Below are 19,306 nucleotides of genomic sequence, written 5' to 3'. Positions count from 1 at the left end.
AAACAGCACGGGCGGCTTTCAGAACAAACGTGTTAACCGTTGATGATATTGGGGGTAGCATTCTTCAGCACAACGTCGTGGCTGCCGCCCTCAACGATGGAGGTAGAGGAAACCACGGTCAGCTTTGCTTTCTGCTGCAGCTCCGGGATGGACAGAGCGCCGCAGTTGCACATGGTGCTCTTGACCTTGTACAGAGTGGTCTGCACACCGTCAGCCAGAGGGCCGGCATAGGGCACGTAGCTGTCCACGCCTTCCTCAAAGCTCAGCTTGCTGGAACCGCCCAGATCGTAGCGCTGCCAGTTGCGGGCACGGTTGGAGCCTTCGCCCCAATACTCCTTCATATACTGGCCGTTGATGCGCACCTTATTCGTGGGGCTTTCGTCAAAGCGGGCAAAGTAGCGGCCCAGCATCACAAAATCCGCACCCATGGCCAGTGCCAGCGTGATGTGGTAATCGTGGACGATGCCGCCGTCGGAGCAGATGGGCACGTAGATGCCGGTCTCCTTATAGTACTCATCGCGGGCCTTTGCCACCTCGATGACAGCGGTAGCCTGACCACGGCCAATGCCCTTGGTCTCGCGGGTGATGCAGATAGAACCGCCGCCAATGCCGATCTTCACGAAGTCTGCACCAGCCTCGGCCAGGAAGCGGAAGCCCTCGGCATCCACAACGTTGCCTGCGCCCACCTTGACGGTATCGCCGTAGTGCTCACGGATCCAGCCGATGGTGCGGCTCTGCCACTCGGAGTAACCCTCGGAAGAGTCGATGCACAGCACATCCACACCGGCATCCACCAGTGCGGGCACGCGCTCAGCGTAATCGCGGGTGTTGATGCCGGCGCCCACCACATAGCTCTTGTTCTTATCCAGCAGTTCGTTGGCGTTCTTCTTGTGGGAGTCGTAGTCCTTGCGGAACACCATATACTTCAGGTTGCCCTCAGCATCCACCAAAGGCAGGGTGTTGATCTTGTTATCCCAGATGATGTTGTTGCAATCGTGCAGGGAGGTGTTCTCCGGTGCAGTGACCAGCTTTTCAATGGGAGTCATGAAGGTGGTGACAGGGGCATCATCCGGGGTGTGGTTGATGCGGTAGTCACGAGATGCAACAATGCCCAGCAGCTTGCCGCTCGGAGTGCCATCGGCAGTGATGGCAATGGTGGAGTGGCCGGTGCGTGCCTTCAGCTCCAGCACATCGTGCAGGGTGGCAGTGGGGGCCAGATTGGAATCGGACACGACATAACCAGCCTTGAAGCTCTTGACGCGGCGCACCATGGCAGCCTCGTTCTCAATGCTCTGAGAGCCGTAGATGAAGGACACGCCGCCCTGACGGGCCAGTGCAATGGCCAGCTTATCGCCAGAGACCGCCTGCATGATGGCGCTGATCATGGGAATATTCATCTGCAGGGGGCACTCCTCCTCGCCCTTGCGGTACTTGACCAGCGGGGTCTTGAGGCTGACAGCCGTGGGGATATTCTCTGCAGAGGAATAGCCGGGGATCAGCAGATATTCACCGAAAGTGCGGGAAGGTTCTTTATAGAAATAAGCCATGTTCAAACTCCTTTTCTCTTAACGCATCAACATCAATCGGATTCATGTTTGCAACCTATAAATTGATTGTATATACTGTACCACAAAGCCAGCCGGAATACAAACCCCCGCCGCGCCAAACTTTGTAAATGTCCTTTGCAGAAAAACAGGCAAATTGCCCACCAAAATGGCGTAAGGTCATACTTTCCCGCATGAGAAGCCGGTTTTTGCGTGATTTATGGATGCAAAAAAGCTCGTCCAGAACGGACGAGCTTTTTTGCACACGAAGCGGGATACCGCCTGTGCGGCACATGGATCACGACTGTGAAGGAGAACAGCCGGAGGAGGAGAACCTGTGCCCGATATCCCCAAAAAACAAGAAGAAAAAGATTTCACACTCAGCAGGGCTTGTGCCCTTGCTGTAACCATATTGTAACTCTTTTGAAACCATTTTGCAATAGGGTTTTGTAATTTTTCTGTAATTTCTTTTGTTAACTTTTTGTAGACACATATAAAGCCCCTGCCAGAAAATTTCCGGCAAGGGCTTTGCAGATCATTCTTTATTTTCTTAATAGCACTTTTTGCAAGCAGTGAAGCCTTCCGCTTTTGCTTTCGATAATGTAACCTTTTCCGGGTCTTTCATATTGCTGCAGGTAGACTTGCTGTGATATTTTTTGCCGCCGTGCGTTGGGACCCAGACCATCTGCTCCGTCTTTTTGCCGGCAGAAATGGTCTGAACGGCTGCAGTGGACGGCTTGCAGGCCGCAGTCTGTACACTGGCGGCAGATGCCGCCGGGCACAGCAGACTGAAGCACAGTACCAGAACGGCCGCAAGGACTCGGAGATGTTTTTTCATTTGTTTTATCCTCCTTTGGACAATCAGAAGATCCTTCTAATAAAAGAGTACTCCCTGTTCCTCAGAGGATGCAATTCTCAAAATGCGCTGTTTTTTCTGCACGGGTGACGCTTTTTTTGCATTGCTCGCTTATTTTCAGCTAAAAGCGGCGCAGCGGTTCTCTTGAAAAATCAACGATTTACACGTTTGTCTTTCCCACCTCCAGATAGCACTCAAAGCTGGTCTGGCCGTTGTGCTTTCCGACCACATACCAGCCATCCGCCGAAGGGGCATAAAACACCTCTGCCGTTTCTCCCATCGGGATCTCGCGGTGGTAGTTGATAGAAGCAAAGGTCACGGGGCCTTTGCGCATCACTTCCAGCGGCAGCGCATCGCAGACAAGGTCCAGATAGAATGCGTTGTTCAAATGGCCGTTCAGATCGCACTGGGAATAATGCGCCGTCCACTCCCCTGCACTGCTCAGACCGTCCTTGCACTTGTGCAGCTGCAAAGGCAGCTCGCCCTCCACCGTATCGTTCCAGAAATTCTCCACCGTCCAGCCCGGCTCCCGCAGGATACGGCCCTCCGTAAGGCTTGCCACGATCCAGCGGCAGTCCACCATAGCCACCTCTTTGCCCTCGGCATCGGTCAGGGTAGTGATGCGTTTGACCGAACCGTGTTTGCTGACCTGCGCCCGGGAGGTAAGGGTCAGCGTTTCGGCACGCTGGGGCACACGGTCAAATTTCAGGGCCTGCTTGCCCACCAGAAAGGTCACACCGCGTTCTTTGAAGAACTGGTCATCCATACCAAAGGCGCGGGCGTGGTCTGTCGAAATCTGCTCCACATAGCGCAGCAGGGCGCTGGGCTTGAGCAGGCTGCGGAAGTCGGCATCTGCGTTCATGACTGTCATGGTCTCGGTGTAAAAGAACTGTTCCATGGTTTTTCCTTTCTATAAAAAGAGACCACTGCACGTTGTTCTGTGCAGCAGCCTCCTTTGCGTTTAATACTGATTGCGGTTGCGCCTGCGGACCTTGCGCCAGATGTTGAAGCAGGCCAGCGCTACCATGGCTGCCAGCAGCGCAAGGAACAGCAGACTGCTGCCACCCTCGTCGTAGCTCTTCATTTCGCTCCACTTCACGTCCAGCTCGCTGTTCACATCGTCGCTCAGGGCAGTGAACACCTTTTCCTTGGCGGCTTTCTCTTCGGACGGATAAGCGATCTCGCTCTCCTTCAGATCCTCGTCCAGCACCTCCCACACATCCTGCATGGGGGTGGTGTAGCCGATGTACTCGGCGTTTGCCTTGCCGATGTCCGTCTCACACATGAAGTTGATGAACATTTCCGCAGCTTCCTGATGTTCGCTGGCAGCAGGAATGGTCATGCAGTCCACGGAAAGCACGCTGCCTTCCTCCGGGAACACCCATGCAAGGTCTGGATTATCGTCGATCATGGTGATGGCATCGCCGGAGTAGTACACACCGACGGCTGCCTCGCCGCCGATCATCTTATCAAAGATCTCATCCATGACGTAGGCCTGCACCAGCGGTTTCTGAGCCTTCAGCTCTTCCACCACCTCATCCACCTCTTCGGTGGACTGCGGGTTGATATCGTGGCCGCTCTTAAAAGCAGCAATGGCGTAGGCATCGCGGCTGTTGTTGAACATCAGGATATTGCCTGCGTACTGCTCGTCCCACAGGTCGGCCCAGCTGGTGGGCGCTTTGTCCACCATGGTGGTGTTATAAATGATGCCGGTGGTGCAGAGCATGTAGGGCACGGTGTAGGCATTCTGCGGATCGTAATCCGGATCCACGTATTCCTGATTGATCTTTTTGAAGTTCGGGATATTGTCGTAGTTCAGAGGCTTGAGCATCCCCTCGGCGATCATTTTTGCCACCATGTAATCCGACGGAATGACCACATCGTAGTTGGCTGCGCCGGACTTGAGCTTTGCGTACATGGACTCGTTGGAGTCGAAGGTGGTGTAGTTCACCTTGATGCCGGTGAGCTTTTCAAAGGCCGCCACCACGTCCACGCTGTCGTCCGAGCCGTTGGAGATGTACTCGCCCCAGTTATAGACATTGATGGCCATGTTCTGGCCCTTGAAGCGGGTCCAGTCGTAATCGTCCGACACCGAGACATCCTCGGTGACTTCGATGGTGCCGGCGGCAAAGGCGGGCATTGCACAGCAGACCGTCATTGCCAGCGCCAGCAGCAGCATAGCAAAACGTTTCATCACACGCCCTCCCCTCTCAGCGCCTTCTGGTCGCGGCGGTAGCTGCGGCTCTCCATTGCGTTGGAGATCAGAATGATGCACAGAATGACCACGAACATGATGGTGGACAGCGCATAGATCTCCGGGCTGACCTTTTTACGGGTCATGGAGTAGATGGCGATGGGCAGCGTTTCCACCGTGCCGCAGTTGAAATAGGAGATCATGAAGTCGTCGATGGAATAGGTCAGGCAGATGAGGAATGCCGACAGGATGGCCGGGCTGATCTCCGGCAGGATGACCTTGAAGAAGGCCTGCTTGGGGTCGCAGCCAAGGTCGAGCGCTGCCTCATACAGCTTGATATCCAATTGCTTGAGCTTGGGCGTGACGTTGAAGATGACATACGGCACATTGAACGCGATATGCGCAATGAGCAGCGTCGGGAAGCCCATGATGGTATCCGGCAGCCAGGAGACACCCCCGGCAAAGCGCTGGTAGGCCACGAACAGCAGCATGAGCGAAATGCCGGTGATGATCTCCGGGTTGACCACCGGGATATAGGTGATGTTGGTGACGACAAGGCGGCTCCCGCGGCCCATGGACGCAATGCCCAGACTTGCCGCTGTACCCAGCACAGTGGCAATGACCGCAGAGATCAGAGCCACTTCCAGCGAGACCAGCAGCGCATGCAGGATGGAGGAGTTGTGCAGCAGGCTGGAGTACCACTTGAGGGTAAAGCCGGTGAAGAGCGAATAGCCCTTGGACTGGTTGAAGCTGAATACGATCATGTATGCAATGGGCAGGTACATGAAGCAGAAAAACAGCACGATATAGACGCGCTGCATCAGGCGCAGATGTTTCGTTTTCATCAGGACACGCCCTCCATTTCATCTTCGTCAAAGCTGGACGTGAAGCTCATGCACAGCAGAACGATGATCATCAGCACAAGGCTCATGGCAGAACCCACGTTCAGGTTGTAGCTGTTGCCCAGAAACTGCATCTCGATCAGATCGCCAATGAGCAGGTTGGAGCCGCCGCCCAGCATACGGCTGATAACAAAGGTGGACACCGCCGGGACGAACACCATGGTGATGCCGGTGCTGATGCCGGGCACGCTCATGGGGATGAGCACCCGGAGAAGGGTCTTGGTGGTGGAAGCGCCCAGATCCTGCGCAGCTTCCACCAGGCTCTGGTCGATCTTGGTCATGCTGGTGTACAGCGGCAGGATCATATAGGGCACATAGTTATACACCATGCCCAGCACCACCGCACCGGAGGTGTTGAGTATATTGAAGGGGCCAAGGCCGAACACGCCCAGAACAGCGTTCACCGGGCCGTTGATGCTGAGCAGGCCCATCCATGCGTAGGTGCGCAGCAGGAAGTTCATCCACATGGGCAGCATGACCAGCATGAGCATGATGTGCTGCTTGTTCACCCGCAGTCGGGAAAGAAAATAGCCCACCGGGAACGCAATGACCAGACAAATGACCGTGGCAATGAGGGCCAGCAGCAGGCTGCGGGCAAACACCGAGCCGTAGCCGCTGATGGAGGTGAGGTTATCCAGCGTGAAAGCTCCGTTTGCATCCGTAAATGCATAGTACACCACGATGATCAAAGGCACCACTGTGAACAGCGTCATCCATACAAAGTACGGATAGGCCAGCTTTTTATCGTAAATCTTCATCATTGCGGCTCACCCCTCTGAACGCGCCATAATGTGGATCTCGTTGGGGCCGATGCGCATACCAATGGTCTCACCGGGGGTGCAGGCGCGGGTGGAATGGATCAGCCATTCGCGGCCCTCGCACTCCACATGCATCTCAAAGTGGACACCCTTGAAGATGACATCGTTCACAACGCCGACAAGCTGGCCTTCCACAGGAGAGACCACCTCGATATCCTCGGGGCGCACCACTACCTGCACGCTCTGTTCACGGGCAAAGCCGCGGTCCACACAGGGGAAGTCCACGCCGGAGAAGGACACCAGAAAATCCCGGTGCATCACGCCGTCCACGATGTTGGAATCGCCAATGAAGTCTGCAACAAAGGCATTCTTCGGCTCATTGTAAATATCCTCCGGCGTGCCGATCTGCTGCACCTTGCCGCCGTTCATGACCACGACGGTATCGGACATGGTAAGGGCTTCCTCCTGATCGTGGGTAACATAAATAAAGGTAATGTTCATTTCGCGCTGCAGGCGCTTCAGCTCCAGCTGCATCTCCTTGCGCAGCTTGAGGTCCAGTGCGCCAAGGGGTTCATCCAGCAGAAGGATCTCCGGCTCGTTCACCAGACTGCGGGCGATGGCCACGCGCTGCTGCTGGCCGCCGGACATCTGGCTGATGCTGCGGCGCTCGAAGCCTTTCAGGCCAACAACCTCCAGCATGTTGCGCACCTTGCGGCGGATGGTCTCTTCGTCCATCTTTTTGAGCCGCAGACCGAAGGCCACGTTCTCGAACACGTTCAGGTGCGGGAACAGTGCGTATTTCTGAAAAACGGTGTTCACCGGGCGCTTATAGGGCGGCACGCCGGTAATGTCCTCACCTTTCAGCAGCACTTTGCCGGAATTGGGTTCCAGAAAACCTGCAATCAGACGCAGGGTGGTGGTTTTGCCGCAGCCGGAAGGGCCCAGCAGCGTTACGAACTCTTTGTCATGGATGTCGAGGTTCAGCCCATCCAGAATGCGCTGACCGTCAAATTCCACTACGATATCCCGCAGTGAAACGATCACCGAGTTGTCCATTTTTTACTTTATCCTCCTTGTAACTCAGATACGAAAAAAGACAGGGCCATGCCCCATCCCTCGTACCAGGGCGACCCAGCCCCGCACAACATCCATGACGACCGGAGAACCTGCAAAAGCAGGCTCTTATATTGCGCAGTTATTCTGCCCTGTCTCGTCTATCTTAATCAATCTTTGCTGAAATGTCAATCACTCTGCCAATGTTTGCCGAAGCTTTACACGCCGCAACAAAAAAACATGCGCCGCAGCGGGCTTTCCGCATACGGCGCACAAAGGTTTTTATTCCGCTTTTAAGGCAGCGGCCGTTATCAGAAGGGCCTGCACAGTGTCAAGGTCAACCGCATAGACAGAACTGTCCCCCGCCACCATCATCCAGCAGCCGTCTGCATTTTCGGCGTAGTGGAGGGTCACGGTCCCATCGGCAGAGGCGGCCCGCACCGTTGCAAGCGGTGCAGCAAAGCCATAGGCCGAAGGGTCGGCATCCGTGATTTGTGCGGTCACATAGCCTGCCAGAGCAGAGAGGATGCTCTGCACCTTGCTGTCGTCCAGATCGGCAGAGGGTTCATCGGCCAGCCGCCACACGGTCTGATAGGTGGTGGAATCGGCCGCACTTTCCGAGGAATCGCTCTCCGCTTCCGCAGGCTCAGAGACTGCATTCAGTGCAAGGGTGCCGCTGCCCGTCGTAATGGAAACACTTTCCAGCGCGGAGGCTGTCAGTCCCGCCGGGTTGAACGCGCCAAAAAGGTCCGCTTTGGTCAGCTCAAAGCAGGCCGCCTTGTTGCCAGAAACGGTGTACACGGCATCGTCCCCTGCCTTCTGCACGTACAGATCTCCTGTGACCGGGTTCTCGGTGCCAAAGGCAAAGGTGTTCGTCTCGCTTGCCGCCGTCACCGTGACCGTAACAGCCGGATCGGCAAGGCCGTAGTCCTCGCCGGGCTGAGCCGTGAGCTGACGCTTGGCGTTCAGGGATGCCAGCGCCGTGACCATGGTATTGCAGGCAGATGCATCCAGATGATAGTCCGGGTCATCCGCCAGCGTCCAGCTGCCGGAATCGTAATTTAGGGTAAGCGTTTCGCCGCCATAGGCATACCGGATGCTGGTCACATCGCCTGCCGCAAAAGAAGAAAGCAGGATGCTGCCCTCTGCGGCGGCGCTGGAAGCAGCTTCTTCTGCGGCATTGCTGCGGCTGACAAACCACAGCAGCCCGCCCAGCACAAGCACCAGCACCAGAAGCACCGCAAGGGTGCGCTGTTTTGTTTTCATGGCAGTGCCCCCTTACCTGCGGCGGCGCAGCAGCACCTCCACAGCACCTGCAATGAGCACTGCTGCGGGCAGCACGAATACGAACACCATGCCCAGCGTCATGGATGCGGAAGCCGGGACCGTGATGGGCGCAGCTTCCAGTGCTTTGGTGTCGATGAGCAGGCTCTGCCCTACCAGCGAAGCGGCACAGCCCTGCAGGAAGGTCAGGTTGCCCGGGATGGACTGGTACACCTGCTCGTTGTCCATGTTGGGGCAGCCGATCCAGATCACCTCGGCACCGGTGGAGTCATTGCGCGCCCATACGGCCAGCGAGAACGGGCCGTCGGTATCGCCGGCTTCCTTTGCGGAAGAAGAGCTGGCATCAAAGTCCTGCTTGCTGTAGGCATCCTCGGTGGTATACAGCAGCGGTTCCGCCGTTACATCGTCTGTCTCGGTAATGGTGATGCCCTGTGCCACCGAGAGCATCACATGGGTGCTCTGATTCACGCCGTCCAGCGCGGTGCTTTCGTCGGCGGCCGCATAGTCCGGGAACAGCGAGTACAGGTAGCCGTACAGCGCGTGGCCCGCATCGCCCTCCACCACAAGGCCCGGCTCACGCGCAAGGCCGAACTGTGCCATCACTGCATCCAGATTGGGCGTTTCGGTATAGCCGCTGGTGGTCAGCAGCACCTTGCCGCCGTTTTCCAGATAGGTCTGCAGCTGCGCGATCTCATCCACAAGGCCGTCAGCTGCAAAATCCGAAGCGGGGTCGCTGATGATGAGCAGATCACAGTCCTCCGGGATGGTGCCGGTGAGCAGATCCAGCGGCTGGGCATCGATATTCTGCGCCTTGAGCGCCTCGGTCAGCGAGGAGGTAAGCGCCTGCTCGCCGTGGTTGGTGGTGTAGTAGGCATGACTTTCTGCTGCGGCAGTCAGCTTGTAGATGGCAGAGCTGATCTGCTTTTCGCCGCCAAAGGTCACGTTGGCAGCGCCGGTGGTGTAGTAATCGGAGTAATCGTACTCGTAAAGTTCGGCGGCGTTCAGCACTTCGCTGTTCTCACCGCTGACCACGATCAGACTGCCGGTGGATGCATTCTCTGCGCCGTACTGCGCTGCAAAGGTCGGGTAAAGCGCCGGGTCCTTCTGCTCCCAGTGGAAGTGACCGCTCTCGTCGGCGTAGTGATCCAGCAGCTTGGTGATAATGGCATCCTCGCTGCCGGTCTCACAGAGATAATAAACGGTCACGTCCTGATCCAGGCTCTGCATCAGCTGCCTGGAGCTGTCGCCCAGCGTGTACATTTTGGCGGCAGAGAGGTCGAACTCGGTGTATTTTTTCGGGATGGCCCCCACCAGCAGATTGATCAGCACGGCCAACACGATGGCTGCTGCCAGAATGGCCGTGGAGTACAGCCCATTGCGGAACACCTTGCCGTTTGCGGAGGAAGAAAATTTGAAATTTTTCATGTTGTTCCCCTCCCCTCAGTTCCAGCGGCGCTTTTCCAGCCCCTGCGCCGTGAAGAACAAAAACAGCATGGTCACGGTCAGGTAGTACACCAGCGTCGGGATGGAAAAGCTGTTGTTGACAAACTCTTCAAACGGCGTGAACAGGCACAGCCCGCTGAGCACCGCGCTGAACGCTTCGGTCAGCCAGCTGCTCTGCAGCAGGAACAGTGCCGTCAGCACCACACAGCAGCCCGCAAAGGTCAGGCAGCCCAGCGTAAAGCTGCGGGTACGCAGGCCTGCCACCACACTGAGCACTGCTGCAATGGCGGTGAACAGGGCCAGCGCCACTGCGCTGCCTGCGGTGAACATGCTGCGCAGGCTGGGCATCATATAGGCCAGCAGCAGTGCGGCTACGCCCGCCACCGCAGCAATGATCTGATTCTCGGTCAGGCTGGAAAGAAACACGCCAATGGCAATGGCGGCGCAGCCCATGAGATAATAGCACAGCAGAGCGGCCAAGTTTGCCAGCGTGGCCGTGCCGGTGGCACCCAGTGCGGCCAGTACAAGGATCATGACCGCATCGGCAAGGCACGGCAGTGCAAAGATGACGCACAGGGCAAAGAATTTGCCCAGCACGATCTCCCACACAGACACCGGGCTGGTAAGCAGCAGCTGATCGGTGCGGGTGCGGCGTTCCTCTGCAAAGGAGCGCATGGTGAGCACCGGGATATACAAAAGCAGCACAAACGTGGTGCGGTAAAGCGTGTAATAGCCAAAATCCGTCAGGCCGTAGCCCAGATTCAGGGCAACAAAATAGATGGCCGTTGCCGCCAGCATAAAGGCGGTGAGCACGTAGCCGATCATGCCATGAAAGCTGCTGCGGACTTCGCGTTTGAAAATGGCGGTCATTCCGTTTTCTCCTCCCCTTCATCCGATGGTGTTTCAGACTCGTTTTCGGTCAGTGCAAGGAACACTTCCTCCAGCGTCCTGTTTTCCGCTGCCAGCGCCAGCACCGTGCATCCGGCCTGCGAAAGGGCGCGGGACACCTCGGCGCGGCGGTCAGAAGCATCGGCACTTTCTGCGGTAAAGGTCACCTGTCCGTCGGCCTCGGATTCGATCTCCACCTTGCGGATGCCCGGAATGGAGCCGACTGCTTTCAGCACGGTCTGCCCCCCGCCCAGAGCGGTAGCGCGCAGACGGCTGCCGGGGTTCAGCTTTTCGGCCAGCTGTTCCGGCGCACCCACCGCCACCAGATGCCCCTTGGAAAGGATCAGTACCTGACTGCACACTGCCTGCACCTCGCTGAGGATGTGGCTGGACAGGATGACCGTGTGGCTTTTCCCCAGCTCCCGGATCAGTCTGCGGATCTCGATGACCTGTGCAGGGTCAAGGCCCACGGTAGGCTCGTCCAGAATGATGAGCTGCGGCGCGCCCAGCAGTGCCTGCGCAATGCCCACGCGCTGGCGGTAGCCCTTGGACAGACTGCGGATGAGCCGGGGCAGCACCTCTTCCAGCCCGGTGCGGCGGGCAGCTTTGCGCACCTGTTCTTTGCGGTCGGCCTTCTTTTTGATGCCTTTCAGCTCTGCAGCAAAATCCAGATATTCCTGCACCGTCATTTCCGGGTAGAGCGGCGGCTGCTCGGGCAGATAGCCCACACAGGCCTTGGCCTGCTGGGCCTGCTCCGGCAGGCTGAAGCCCGCCACCTTCACTTCACCGGAGGTGGGGGCAAGGTAGCCGGTGAGGATATTCATGATCGTGGACTTGCCCGCGCCGTTTGGGCCGAGCAGGCCGAAGATCTGGCCGTCGCCCACCGTAAAGGACAAATCTTCAATGGCAGGGTGCGTGCCATACTTTTTGCTCAGATGCGATACTTCGATCACAGCAAACGCTCCTTTTTCATCTAGTTCAATGCTGGTATATTTTAGACTGAAAATGTGTAAAAATTAAGACAATCCTGTGGCGGGATGCAAAAAGAATTCTTAAGAATGATTAAGGCCGCCCTTTCATATGCCAAAAAGGCAGCAAAAAAGCACCGTCTCCCAAAGGAAACGGTGCTCAGAAAACCATAATTACTTACGGCCGAAACGCTTGTTGAAGCGCTCAACACGTCCGCCGGTGTCAACCAGCTTCTGCTTGCCAGTGTAGAAAGGATGGCACTTGGAGCAAACTTCGACGTGGATCTCAGGCTTGGTGGAACGAGTCTTAATGACGTTGCCGCATGCGCAGGTGATGGTGCAGTCAACGTAGTTCGGATGGATACCCTGTTTCATTCTTTTCACCTCATTTCTGGTTCTGACTTATTGGGGCCATATTATAAATGTATGTGCCCATCACAACCTTCAATATCGGCTACCCCGTCGAGCGGCCTTGGAAACGATTGCCTTACTATTATAGCACGATTCCGACAGAATGCAAGAGGAAAAATAAAGTTTTTAGCATACAAAAAGTCCCCTGCACTTTCATGCAGAGGACTTTAACGGTTTTACCTTACGCCGTCAGGCCATCAGTGGATGAACACAGGACCCAGCGGGTTGGTGATGGGGCTGACGTAGCCGCCCAGCAGCTTGGGGATCGCCAGGCTGATGTCGGGGATGAAGGTCAGCAGCAGCAGTGCAACGAACATGCACAGGTAGAACGGCAGGGTCGCCTTGACGACCTTTTCCATCGGGCGCTTTGCAACGGCAGAGCCGATGAACAGCACAGCGCCGACAGGAGGAGTCAGCAGGCCAATGCCGCAGTTCAGAACCACGATGATACCGAACTGGATGGGATCGATGCCGATGGAGGTTGCGATGGGCAGCAGGATGGGAGTAGCGATCAGGATGATGGGAGCCATATCCATGATGCAGCCCAGAACCAAGATGATCAGGTCGATCAGCAGAGCGATGATGTAGGGGTTATCGGTGACGCTGGTGATGGCATTTGCAGCCAGATCCGGCACATGCAGCATGGTCAGGCAGTTGCCGAAGACTGCAGAGGTGGCGATCAGGATCAGCACGATGGACAGAGTGTTCACGCACTCATCCAGTGCATGCCAGACACCCTTCCAGTCCAGACCCTTGTAGACGAACACCGACACGAACAGAGAGTAGATAACTGCAATAGCTGCAGACTCGGTAGCGGTGAACACACCGCCAACAACGCCGAACACAACGATAATAACAGCGGCCAGTGCCCAGATGGAAGTGCCCAGCTGCTTAACGAAGCCCTTGATGCTGAACGGAGAGCCCTTGGGGTAATTCTCCTTGACCGAGATGATGTAGGAACCGATCATCAGGACGATGGCCAGCAGAGCACCGGGCAGATAACCTGCCAGGAACAGGCTGCCGACCGAGATGCCGCCGGCAGTGGTGGCATAAATGACCATGTTGTGGCTCGGAGGAACCAGCAGACCCTCGCAGGAGGAGGTGATGGTAACAGCAGTGGAGAAGTCGGCATCGTAGCCCTGATCGACCATCATGGGGATCATGATGGAGCCGATGGAAGCGGTATCTGCAGATGCAGAACCGGAAATACCGCCGAAGAAGTAGGAAGCAACGATGTTGACCATTGCCATGCCGCCGCGCATCCAGCCCACGCAGGCATCAGCCAGAGCGATCAGCTTTTCAGAAATGCCGCCGGAGCCCATGAGCACGCCCATGGTAATGAAGAACGGCACGGCCATCAGGCTGAAGGAAGAGATGCCCTTGACCATCAGACGGCAGACATCGGTCAGTGCCTGACCCTGCACCATCATGCACAGCACGCTGGAAAGACCAACGGCGTATGCAATGGGGAAACGCAGGAAGATCATTACAAAGAAGCTGACAAGAAGGACAATGATTGCCAGTGTCTGAACTGTCATATTACACTTCCTCCTTTACAAAAATGCTCTTGATGTGGTTGTACAGTGCCTCGATCTCGAAGATGATCATGGCAACACCGGCCAGCGGCACCGGGAAGTACATCCAGAAGCGGCTCAGCCAGGGCATGGACACGTAGAAGCCGCGGCCGCCCAGAGTGGTGGCATAGTTCCAGCCGACCACCATCATGATGACACCCAGAATGCACACGGCAAGATCGGCCAGAATATCCAGCACCTTGACGGCGATTTTGGGCAGATACACGTCAAACGCAGTCATGCGGATATGGGCACCGCGGCGGATGGCCAGAGCAGCACTCAGCACGGCCATGTAGCTCATACAGGTCAGCACAACCTCTTCCGACCATGCCGGGTCCGGGATGAACGAGACGTAACGACCGATGACCGACATGGTAGTGATGAGGATATCTGCGATCAGCAGCAGCTTGCAGATAAACAGGACCACTTTGTAGGTGATGTCGTACGCCGGCTTGATCTTATCCAAAGTGGTAAAGATTTTCGGCATATGAATTCCTCCATATAAAAAGCCCGGCAGGTCTGCGGGCGTATCCCGTAGTCCCCCGCCGGGCTATGTACTATCTCAGAACAGGAAAGGCTTTTTCAATTATGCCTTCATGTCCAGCAGCTGCTGATACAGCTCAGCCTGATCGGAGGTGTTCTCGCTGATGACCTTCTGGCAAGCTTCCTGCCAAGGTGCCTTATCGGGAACATCCACGACATTGCAGCCGGAGCTCTTCAGCTCATCCAGAACCTTGTTCTCAGCGGTCTCGGACAGCTCTGCGTTGAAGGCCTGCGTATCAGCACCGGCCTCCATGATGGCAGCCTGCTGGTTCTCGGTCAGCTTGCCCCATGCGTTATCGGTGATAACAGCCTGAACAGCGCCCAGAGTGTGGCCGTCCAGGATCAGGTTGTTGGCAACCTCGGGGAATGCATTGGACTTGTAGTTTGCGATGGGCTGCTCAGCACCATCCACAACGCCGGTCTGCAGTGCGCTGTACAGCTCACCGAAGGAAACGACGGTGGGGTTAGCGCCCAGACTCTCGACCATGCCGTTCATAACGGGGTCGTTGGACACGCGCAGCTTCAGGCCCTTGAAATCATCGATGCCGGAAACAGGGTTGACCGTGAAGAAGTGACGGAAGCCCTCTTCGCCGTAGAAGACACCACGAACGGGCAGACCCAGCTCCTGAGGCTCGTTCAGGAACTCAGGTGCCAGATCGCTGTTGGCGAAGTTCCAGAAGTGTGCGCGGTTCTCGAAGGTGAAGGGGATGGACAGCAGCTTGGACTTGTTGCAGCCATAGCTGGTCAGTGCGAAAGCGGAGATACGGCTCATATCGATGGAGGTAGAACCGCCCAGGATTGCGTCCAGAACGTCGTTCTCAGAACCCAGAACGCCGGAAGCCTGCACATCGATGACGACGGAGCCGCCGGTCAGCTCCTCGACCTTCTCCTTGAAGTGGGTAGCGGTCTGGCCAACGATGGTATCCAGCGGGTTGACCTCGGCGTAGACCAGAGTCACCTTGGGATCGTTTGCAGCAGCAGTAGCATCACCAGCAGCAGAAGCTGCGGTGGAAGAAGCTGCGGTAGAGGTGGAAGCAGCAGCAGAATTGCTGGAGCCACCACATGCGGTCAGAGCCAGAGCAGCGGCGGAAACACCGGCTGCTGCCAGAAAGCTGCGACGAGTGATCTTTTTCATAATAAATCGTCCTCCTTAAATCTCCCGAACGGCCCGGTCTGCACAGGACCCGCATACCGTTCATTTACTGTACACACTTTAGCAAATTTTTTTAAACGAAACAAGGGCTTTCAAAAAATGTCCTGCTTTTTGAAAGAATGTCAGAATTTCTTTTGTGAAAAATGCCAAGTGTTTTACTTTTTGTTTGTGCACCTTCGCCTAACAGATGGATACATTTCTGTATTCCAGATAGAAGCAAAGCGCTGGATGCCCTTCCCTTTGGGGTTCAGAGCACACAGCGCTTTGCCGGTTCTTTTTTCTGTTTTCCTGATTTCTTTGCCCATCTTTTCCGGGCTTTGCTGTGGGGCTTATGCCTGCCGGATGCGGGCGATCAATTCGCCCTGCTGGGCAAACCGATCATACATCGGCTGCACAGCAGCACGGAACCTTGCCTTTTCTTCTTCGTCCAGCTCTGTCACCTCAATGCCTGCTGCACGCAGATCACTTTCCGATTCCGCCTCCTGCTGCGCCCAGAGCCTGCGCTCCACCTTGGCGCTCTCCCGGGCACACAGGCGGATGATCTCCGGGTAGCGCTCGTCCAGTGCGGCCAGCTTTTCCATCACAGCAGGGCTTGCAAGCTGCACCTCCGGCACGCGGGTATGCTCATCCTTTAAAAAGTAAGGTGCCACCTCGTAGTGACCCATGGCTTCGTAGCTGGGCCAGTTGTTCTCTGCGCCATCGATCTCACCGTTGTGCAGGGCGGCATACACCTTGCTGTACACTACCTTTACCGGCTTTGCGCCAAGGTCGGTGATCATTTCGCTCATCATGTCCGATTCCTGCACGCGGATGGTCAGGCCCTGCAGATCTGCAAGGCCTGTCACCTTCTGCCGGGTGTAGATGCTGCGCACACCGGCATCGAACCATGACAGTCCCGTCAGCTCCAGCGACTCCAGCGTGGAGAGGAACTCGTCGCCGATGGTCCCATCCAGCACGCGCCACATCTGGTCGGCATCGGTGTAAAGATACGGCAGCTGCAATACGCTCAGCGCCGGCTCGTACTCTGCCAGCTGGCTGAGGGACACGCGGGAGAAGTCAATGCCGCCAAACTGCATCTGCTGGATCACGCTCTGCTCCGCGCCCAGTTCTCCCCCGCTGTACACCAGCACTTTCACGCGGCCATCGGTGCGCTGGGCCACAAGATCCGCAAAGGCCAGCGCCGCCTGCGTAGTAGGATAATCCTCCGGCTGGTTCTCCGCATAGCGCAGGATCAGTTCCGCCCCCTGCTCGTCCTGCACCGGCTGATGGCCGCAGCCCGCCACCGGCAGTGCCAGCACGGCTGCGCCAAACAGGGCGGTCAGCATCTGGCGGCGGGTCACAGTCGGGCCTCCCGTGCAGCCTTGGCCGCTTCCCTGCGGTACTGGGTGGGGGTCATGCCGGTGCGTTTTTTAAAGGTGCGGGCAAAATAGCTGGAATCCTCGTAGCCCACCATGGAAGCTACCTCTGCTGCCGAACGGAACGGGTCGGTGAGCAGCTCCTTGGCAGCGTTGATACGCAGCTCGGTCAGGCAGTCCAGAAAGTTCATCTTCTGATACTTCTTGAACTGTGCTGAGAGATACGCCGGGCTGATATGCAGGATCTCGCTCACACTGTCCAGCGAGAGGTCGAACATATAGTTATCCTCCATATACTTGCGCACATGGGCCATGACCAGTGCATTGCGGTCGTTCTCCCCTGCTTCGGCGGCATCGCTCTCCGGGTCAGCTTCCGGCTCCGGTTCCACCGGAGCCAGCTCTGCAAGGCGGCGGCCCGCCTCGATCTGACGGATGGCCTTGCGGATGGAAGCTTCCACTTCGTCCGGGTTCACCGGCTTGAGCAGATAATCGCAGGCACCCAGATGCATGGCCTCGTGGGCGTACTGGAACAGACTGTAGGCCGTAACAAAGATCACCTTGCACTCCGGGCGCTGTTCCAGCACGGCGCGGGCTGCATCCAGACCGTTCATACCGGGCATCTCAATGTCCATCAGGATCAGGTCTGCGCCCCACAGCACCGCCGTATCCGCTGCCTTGCGGCCGTTCTCGGCAGTCTCGATGGTCACTTCGTGCTCAAAGCGGCGGGCCACGATGTCCGCCAGCGTTTCCCGTTCCAGTGCTTCATCATCCGCGATCAACAGACGAATCATTCCTCAAACTCCTCCTCATTCTCCACCAATGGCAGATACAGCACCACCGCCGTACCGCGTCCCGGATGGGACCGTATCACAAAGCGGCTGTTCCGATCCAGCAGACGCAGGCGGGCCGCAACATTATAAATGCCGATATGCTCCCAGCGCTCACCGGGCTGGCTGAGCGCCCCGCGCAGCTGTCGTAATTGATCCAGCTGGATGCCCACGCCGTTATCCACCACGCGGATGCACAGCAGTCCCTTCTCCCGCAGAGGGTTCACGCGGATGCGCACCACACCGCCCTCCTCTTTGGGGCAGATGCCGTGCTTGAAGGCATTTTCCACAATGGGCTGTAAAATAAAGGACGGCACCATGGTCTCGGTAAGATCCAGCGAATCGGAAATGCGCCACTCCATACGCACCCGCTCACCAAAGCGGACATGGTAGATGGAGTAATATTCATCCACGATGCGCACCTCACGGGAGAGCGGCACCTGTTCATCGTTGCTCATCAGGCTGTAGCGCAGCAGGTGCGAAAGCGCCATGATGAGCGCCTGCGTACGGTAGGCCGTCTCGGTGCCGGCGGTCTGCTGGATCACATTCAGGGTGTTGAACAGAAAGTGCGGGTCGATCTGGCTGCGCAGCTGCTGTAGCCGGCTGCGCTCCATGCGGTTCTGCAGCTCCAGTGCTTCGGTCTTCTGGCGGTGCAGCTCCCGCTCGATCTCGTTTTTCTCCTGCAGGGTGGTCACCTGCTGGGCCATGGAGTGCTTCATGATATTGAAGGACTCGGCCAGCTGAGCGATCTCCGGCTGCTTGGGCAGCGGGATGTCCGGGGTGTCGAACTCACTTTTGCCAATGGCGCGGGAGGCTGCGATCATCTGCTGCACCGGCGTGAGCAGACGCATGACCATCAAACCGGTAACGCAGCCCAGCGCCACGCACAGCGCCACCACCACCGTCTGCAGCATGGTGATGCGCTCGTTCAGGGCCGAGATGGTGGTGTAGGTAGTCTGGGAATCCTGAATGGCGGTTTCCAGCAATTGCAGGGTGTACTGGCTCAGGTAATCGCCGCAGGGCACCACCTTTGCATAATACAGCTGGGAAGCTGCGGCATCGTTGCCGCTGAGCAGGTCGTTTTCCAGCTCATCCAGCAGGCCAGTGTAGGTCTGATAGACCGTATCCACTGCGCTGTAGAGCACCCGCTGCTCATCGCTGACGCTTTCCAGACTGTCCAGACTGGTACCGATGCGCCAGAGCCATGCATTGCAGGTGGAAGATGCCGACTGCAGCCGGTCAATGATCTCCTCCGGCTCGCTGTTCTCCCAGCGGTAGTTCTCCAGCACGGAAATAGAGCTTTCCACACCGCCCTGAAAGCGGCTGATGGCGTTGAAGCAGCCCATCTGCGCGTCCTGTACTGCCTGCACTGCTCTGGACTGGTAGCCATTGAGCGTGAGCTGCATGGCAAAGGCCGCAAAAAATGCTGCCAGACACAAGCCCATGCGCTGCTTGAGGGTGATCTGCCGCTTGCGGTGCTGCAAAGCCTGCCGCCTCCTTTCGTTTGGTAACGATTTATTGTACCACGCTTTGGGCCGGATTGGCAAGGTTTG

Annotated in this window: 18 protein-coding genes; all 18 read right to left on the bottom strand. The window is 57.0% G+C overall.

What is annotated here, in order from left to right:
• Positions 1 to 32: 32 nt before the first annotated feature.
• The 18 genes from GKG34_RS01550 to GKG34_RS01465 all read right to left on the bottom strand — a co-directional run bounded on the left by GKG34_RS01550 (position 33) and on the right by GKG34_RS01465 (position 19,237).
• Positions 33 to 1,547 carry an IMP dehydrogenase gene (locus GKG34_RS01550; RefSeq protein WP_005937254.1) on the bottom strand — a complete coding sequence of 505 codons (1,515 nt, stop codon included), beginning with the start codon at positions 1,545 to 1,547 and terminating at the stop codon, positions 33 to 35.
• Positions 1,548 to 2,094: 547 nt separating this feature from the next.
• Positions 2,095 to 2,382 (bottom strand): hypothetical protein, encoded by a 288-nt coding sequence (locus GKG34_RS01545; protein ID WP_005937246.1) that lies wholly within the window; start codon positions 2,380 to 2,382, stop codon positions 2,095 to 2,097.
• 178 nt (positions 2,383 to 2,560) lie between these two features.
• The gene (locus GKG34_RS01540) at positions 2,561 to 3,298 is read right to left on the bottom strand and encodes an acyl-ACP thioesterase domain-containing protein (protein ID WP_154255444.1); all 738 of its coding nucleotides are present in this window, start codon (positions 3,296 to 3,298) and stop codon (positions 2,561 to 2,563) included.
• A gap of 63 nt (positions 3,299 to 3,361) precedes the next feature.
• A complete protein-coding gene (locus tag GKG34_RS01535; protein ID WP_154255443.1) occupies positions 3,362 to 4,594 on the bottom strand; it encodes a spermidine/putrescine ABC transporter substrate-binding protein in 1,233 nt (410 codons plus the stop codon).
• Positions 4,594 to 5,439: an ABC transporter permease gene (locus tag GKG34_RS01530; RefSeq protein WP_005937234.1), complete on the bottom strand. Its 846-nt coding sequence runs from the start codon at positions 5,437 to 5,439 to the stop codon at positions 4,594 to 4,596. Before GKG34_RS01530 ends, GKG34_RS01535 begins: the two co-directional genes overlap by 1 nt.
• Complete coding sequence (locus GKG34_RS01525) at positions 5,439 to 6,254, bottom strand: ABC transporter permease (protein WP_154255474.1); 816 nt, start codon at positions 6,252 to 6,254, stop codon at positions 5,439 to 5,441. The genes GKG34_RS01530 and GKG34_RS01525 overlap by 1 nt, the downstream gene beginning before the upstream one ends.
• Before the next feature lie 9 nt (positions 6,255 to 6,263).
• On the bottom strand, positions 6,264 to 7,310 hold the full coding sequence (gene potA, locus GKG34_RS01520; protein ID WP_097774916.1) for a spermidine/putrescine ABC transporter ATP-binding protein: 1,047 nt from the start codon (positions 7,308 to 7,310) through the stop codon (positions 6,264 to 6,266).
• 279 nt (positions 7,311 to 7,589) lie between these two features.
• Complete coding sequence (locus GKG34_RS01515; RefSeq protein WP_154255442.1) at positions 7,590 to 8,573, bottom strand: DUF4340 domain-containing protein; 984 nt, start codon at positions 8,571 to 8,573, stop codon at positions 7,590 to 7,592.
• A gap of 12 nt (positions 8,574 to 8,585) precedes the next feature.
• Entirely contained in the window at positions 8,586 to 10,016 is a 1,431-nt protein-coding gene (locus GKG34_RS01510; protein ID WP_154255441.1) for a Gldg family protein, read from the bottom strand.
• Between the two features lie 15 nt (positions 10,017 to 10,031).
• On the bottom strand, positions 10,032 to 10,904 hold the full coding sequence (locus tag GKG34_RS01505; protein ID WP_097781863.1) for an ABC transporter permease: 873 nt from the start codon (positions 10,902 to 10,904) through the stop codon (positions 10,032 to 10,034).
• A complete protein-coding gene (locus tag GKG34_RS01500) occupies positions 10,901 to 11,875 on the bottom strand; it encodes an ABC transporter ATP-binding protein (RefSeq protein ID WP_120079616.1) in 975 nt (324 codons plus the stop codon). Before GKG34_RS01500 ends, GKG34_RS01505 begins: the two co-directional genes overlap by 4 nt.
• A gap of 189 nt (positions 11,876 to 12,064) precedes the next feature.
• Entirely contained in the window at positions 12,065 to 12,265 is a 201-nt protein-coding gene (rpmE, locus tag GKG34_RS01495; RefSeq protein ID WP_005926533.1) for a 50S ribosomal protein L31, read from the bottom strand.
• 233 nt (positions 12,266 to 12,498) lie between these two features.
• Complete coding sequence (locus GKG34_RS01490) at positions 12,499 to 13,839, bottom strand: TRAP transporter large permease (RefSeq protein WP_005937207.1); 1,341 nt, start codon at positions 13,837 to 13,839, stop codon at positions 12,499 to 12,501.
• Position 13,840: 1 nt separating this feature from the next.
• Positions 13,841 to 14,362 (bottom strand): TRAP transporter small permease, encoded by a 522-nt coding sequence (locus GKG34_RS01485; RefSeq protein WP_097774911.1) that lies wholly within the window; start codon positions 14,360 to 14,362, stop codon positions 13,841 to 13,843.
• Between the two features lie 99 nt (positions 14,363 to 14,461).
• A complete protein-coding gene (locus GKG34_RS01480) occupies positions 14,462 to 15,553 on the bottom strand; it encodes a TRAP transporter substrate-binding protein (RefSeq protein WP_154255440.1) in 1,092 nt (363 codons plus the stop codon).
• A 347-nt stretch (positions 15,554 to 15,900) separates the two neighbouring features.
• On the bottom strand, positions 15,901 to 16,911 hold the full coding sequence (locus GKG34_RS01475) for a TRAP transporter substrate-binding protein (protein ID WP_347563409.1): 1,011 nt from the start codon (positions 16,909 to 16,911) through the stop codon (positions 15,901 to 15,903).
• The gene (locus GKG34_RS01470; RefSeq protein WP_005937194.1) at positions 16,908 to 17,717 is read right to left on the bottom strand and encodes a response regulator; all 810 of its coding nucleotides are present in this window, start codon (positions 17,715 to 17,717) and stop codon (positions 16,908 to 16,910) included. Before GKG34_RS01470 ends, GKG34_RS01475 begins: the two co-directional genes overlap by 4 nt.
• Positions 17,714 to 19,237, bottom strand: coding sequence for a histidine kinase (locus GKG34_RS01465; RefSeq protein ID WP_242702831.1), 1,524 nt, complete (start codon positions 19,235 to 19,237; stop codon positions 17,714 to 17,716). Before GKG34_RS01465 ends, GKG34_RS01470 begins: the two co-directional genes overlap by 4 nt.
• Positions 19,238 to 19,306 lie beyond the last annotated feature (69 nt).

Origin of the sequence: Faecalibacterium sp. BIOML-A4 (genome assembly GCF_009679665.1) — a bacterium.
Lineage (GTDB): Bacteria > Bacillota > Clostridia > Oscillospirales > Ruminococcaceae > Faecalibacterium > Faecalibacterium taiwanense.
The sequence above is the reverse complement of the archived record's forward strand: the minus strand, read 5'-3'. Positions and strand labels throughout refer to the sequence as shown.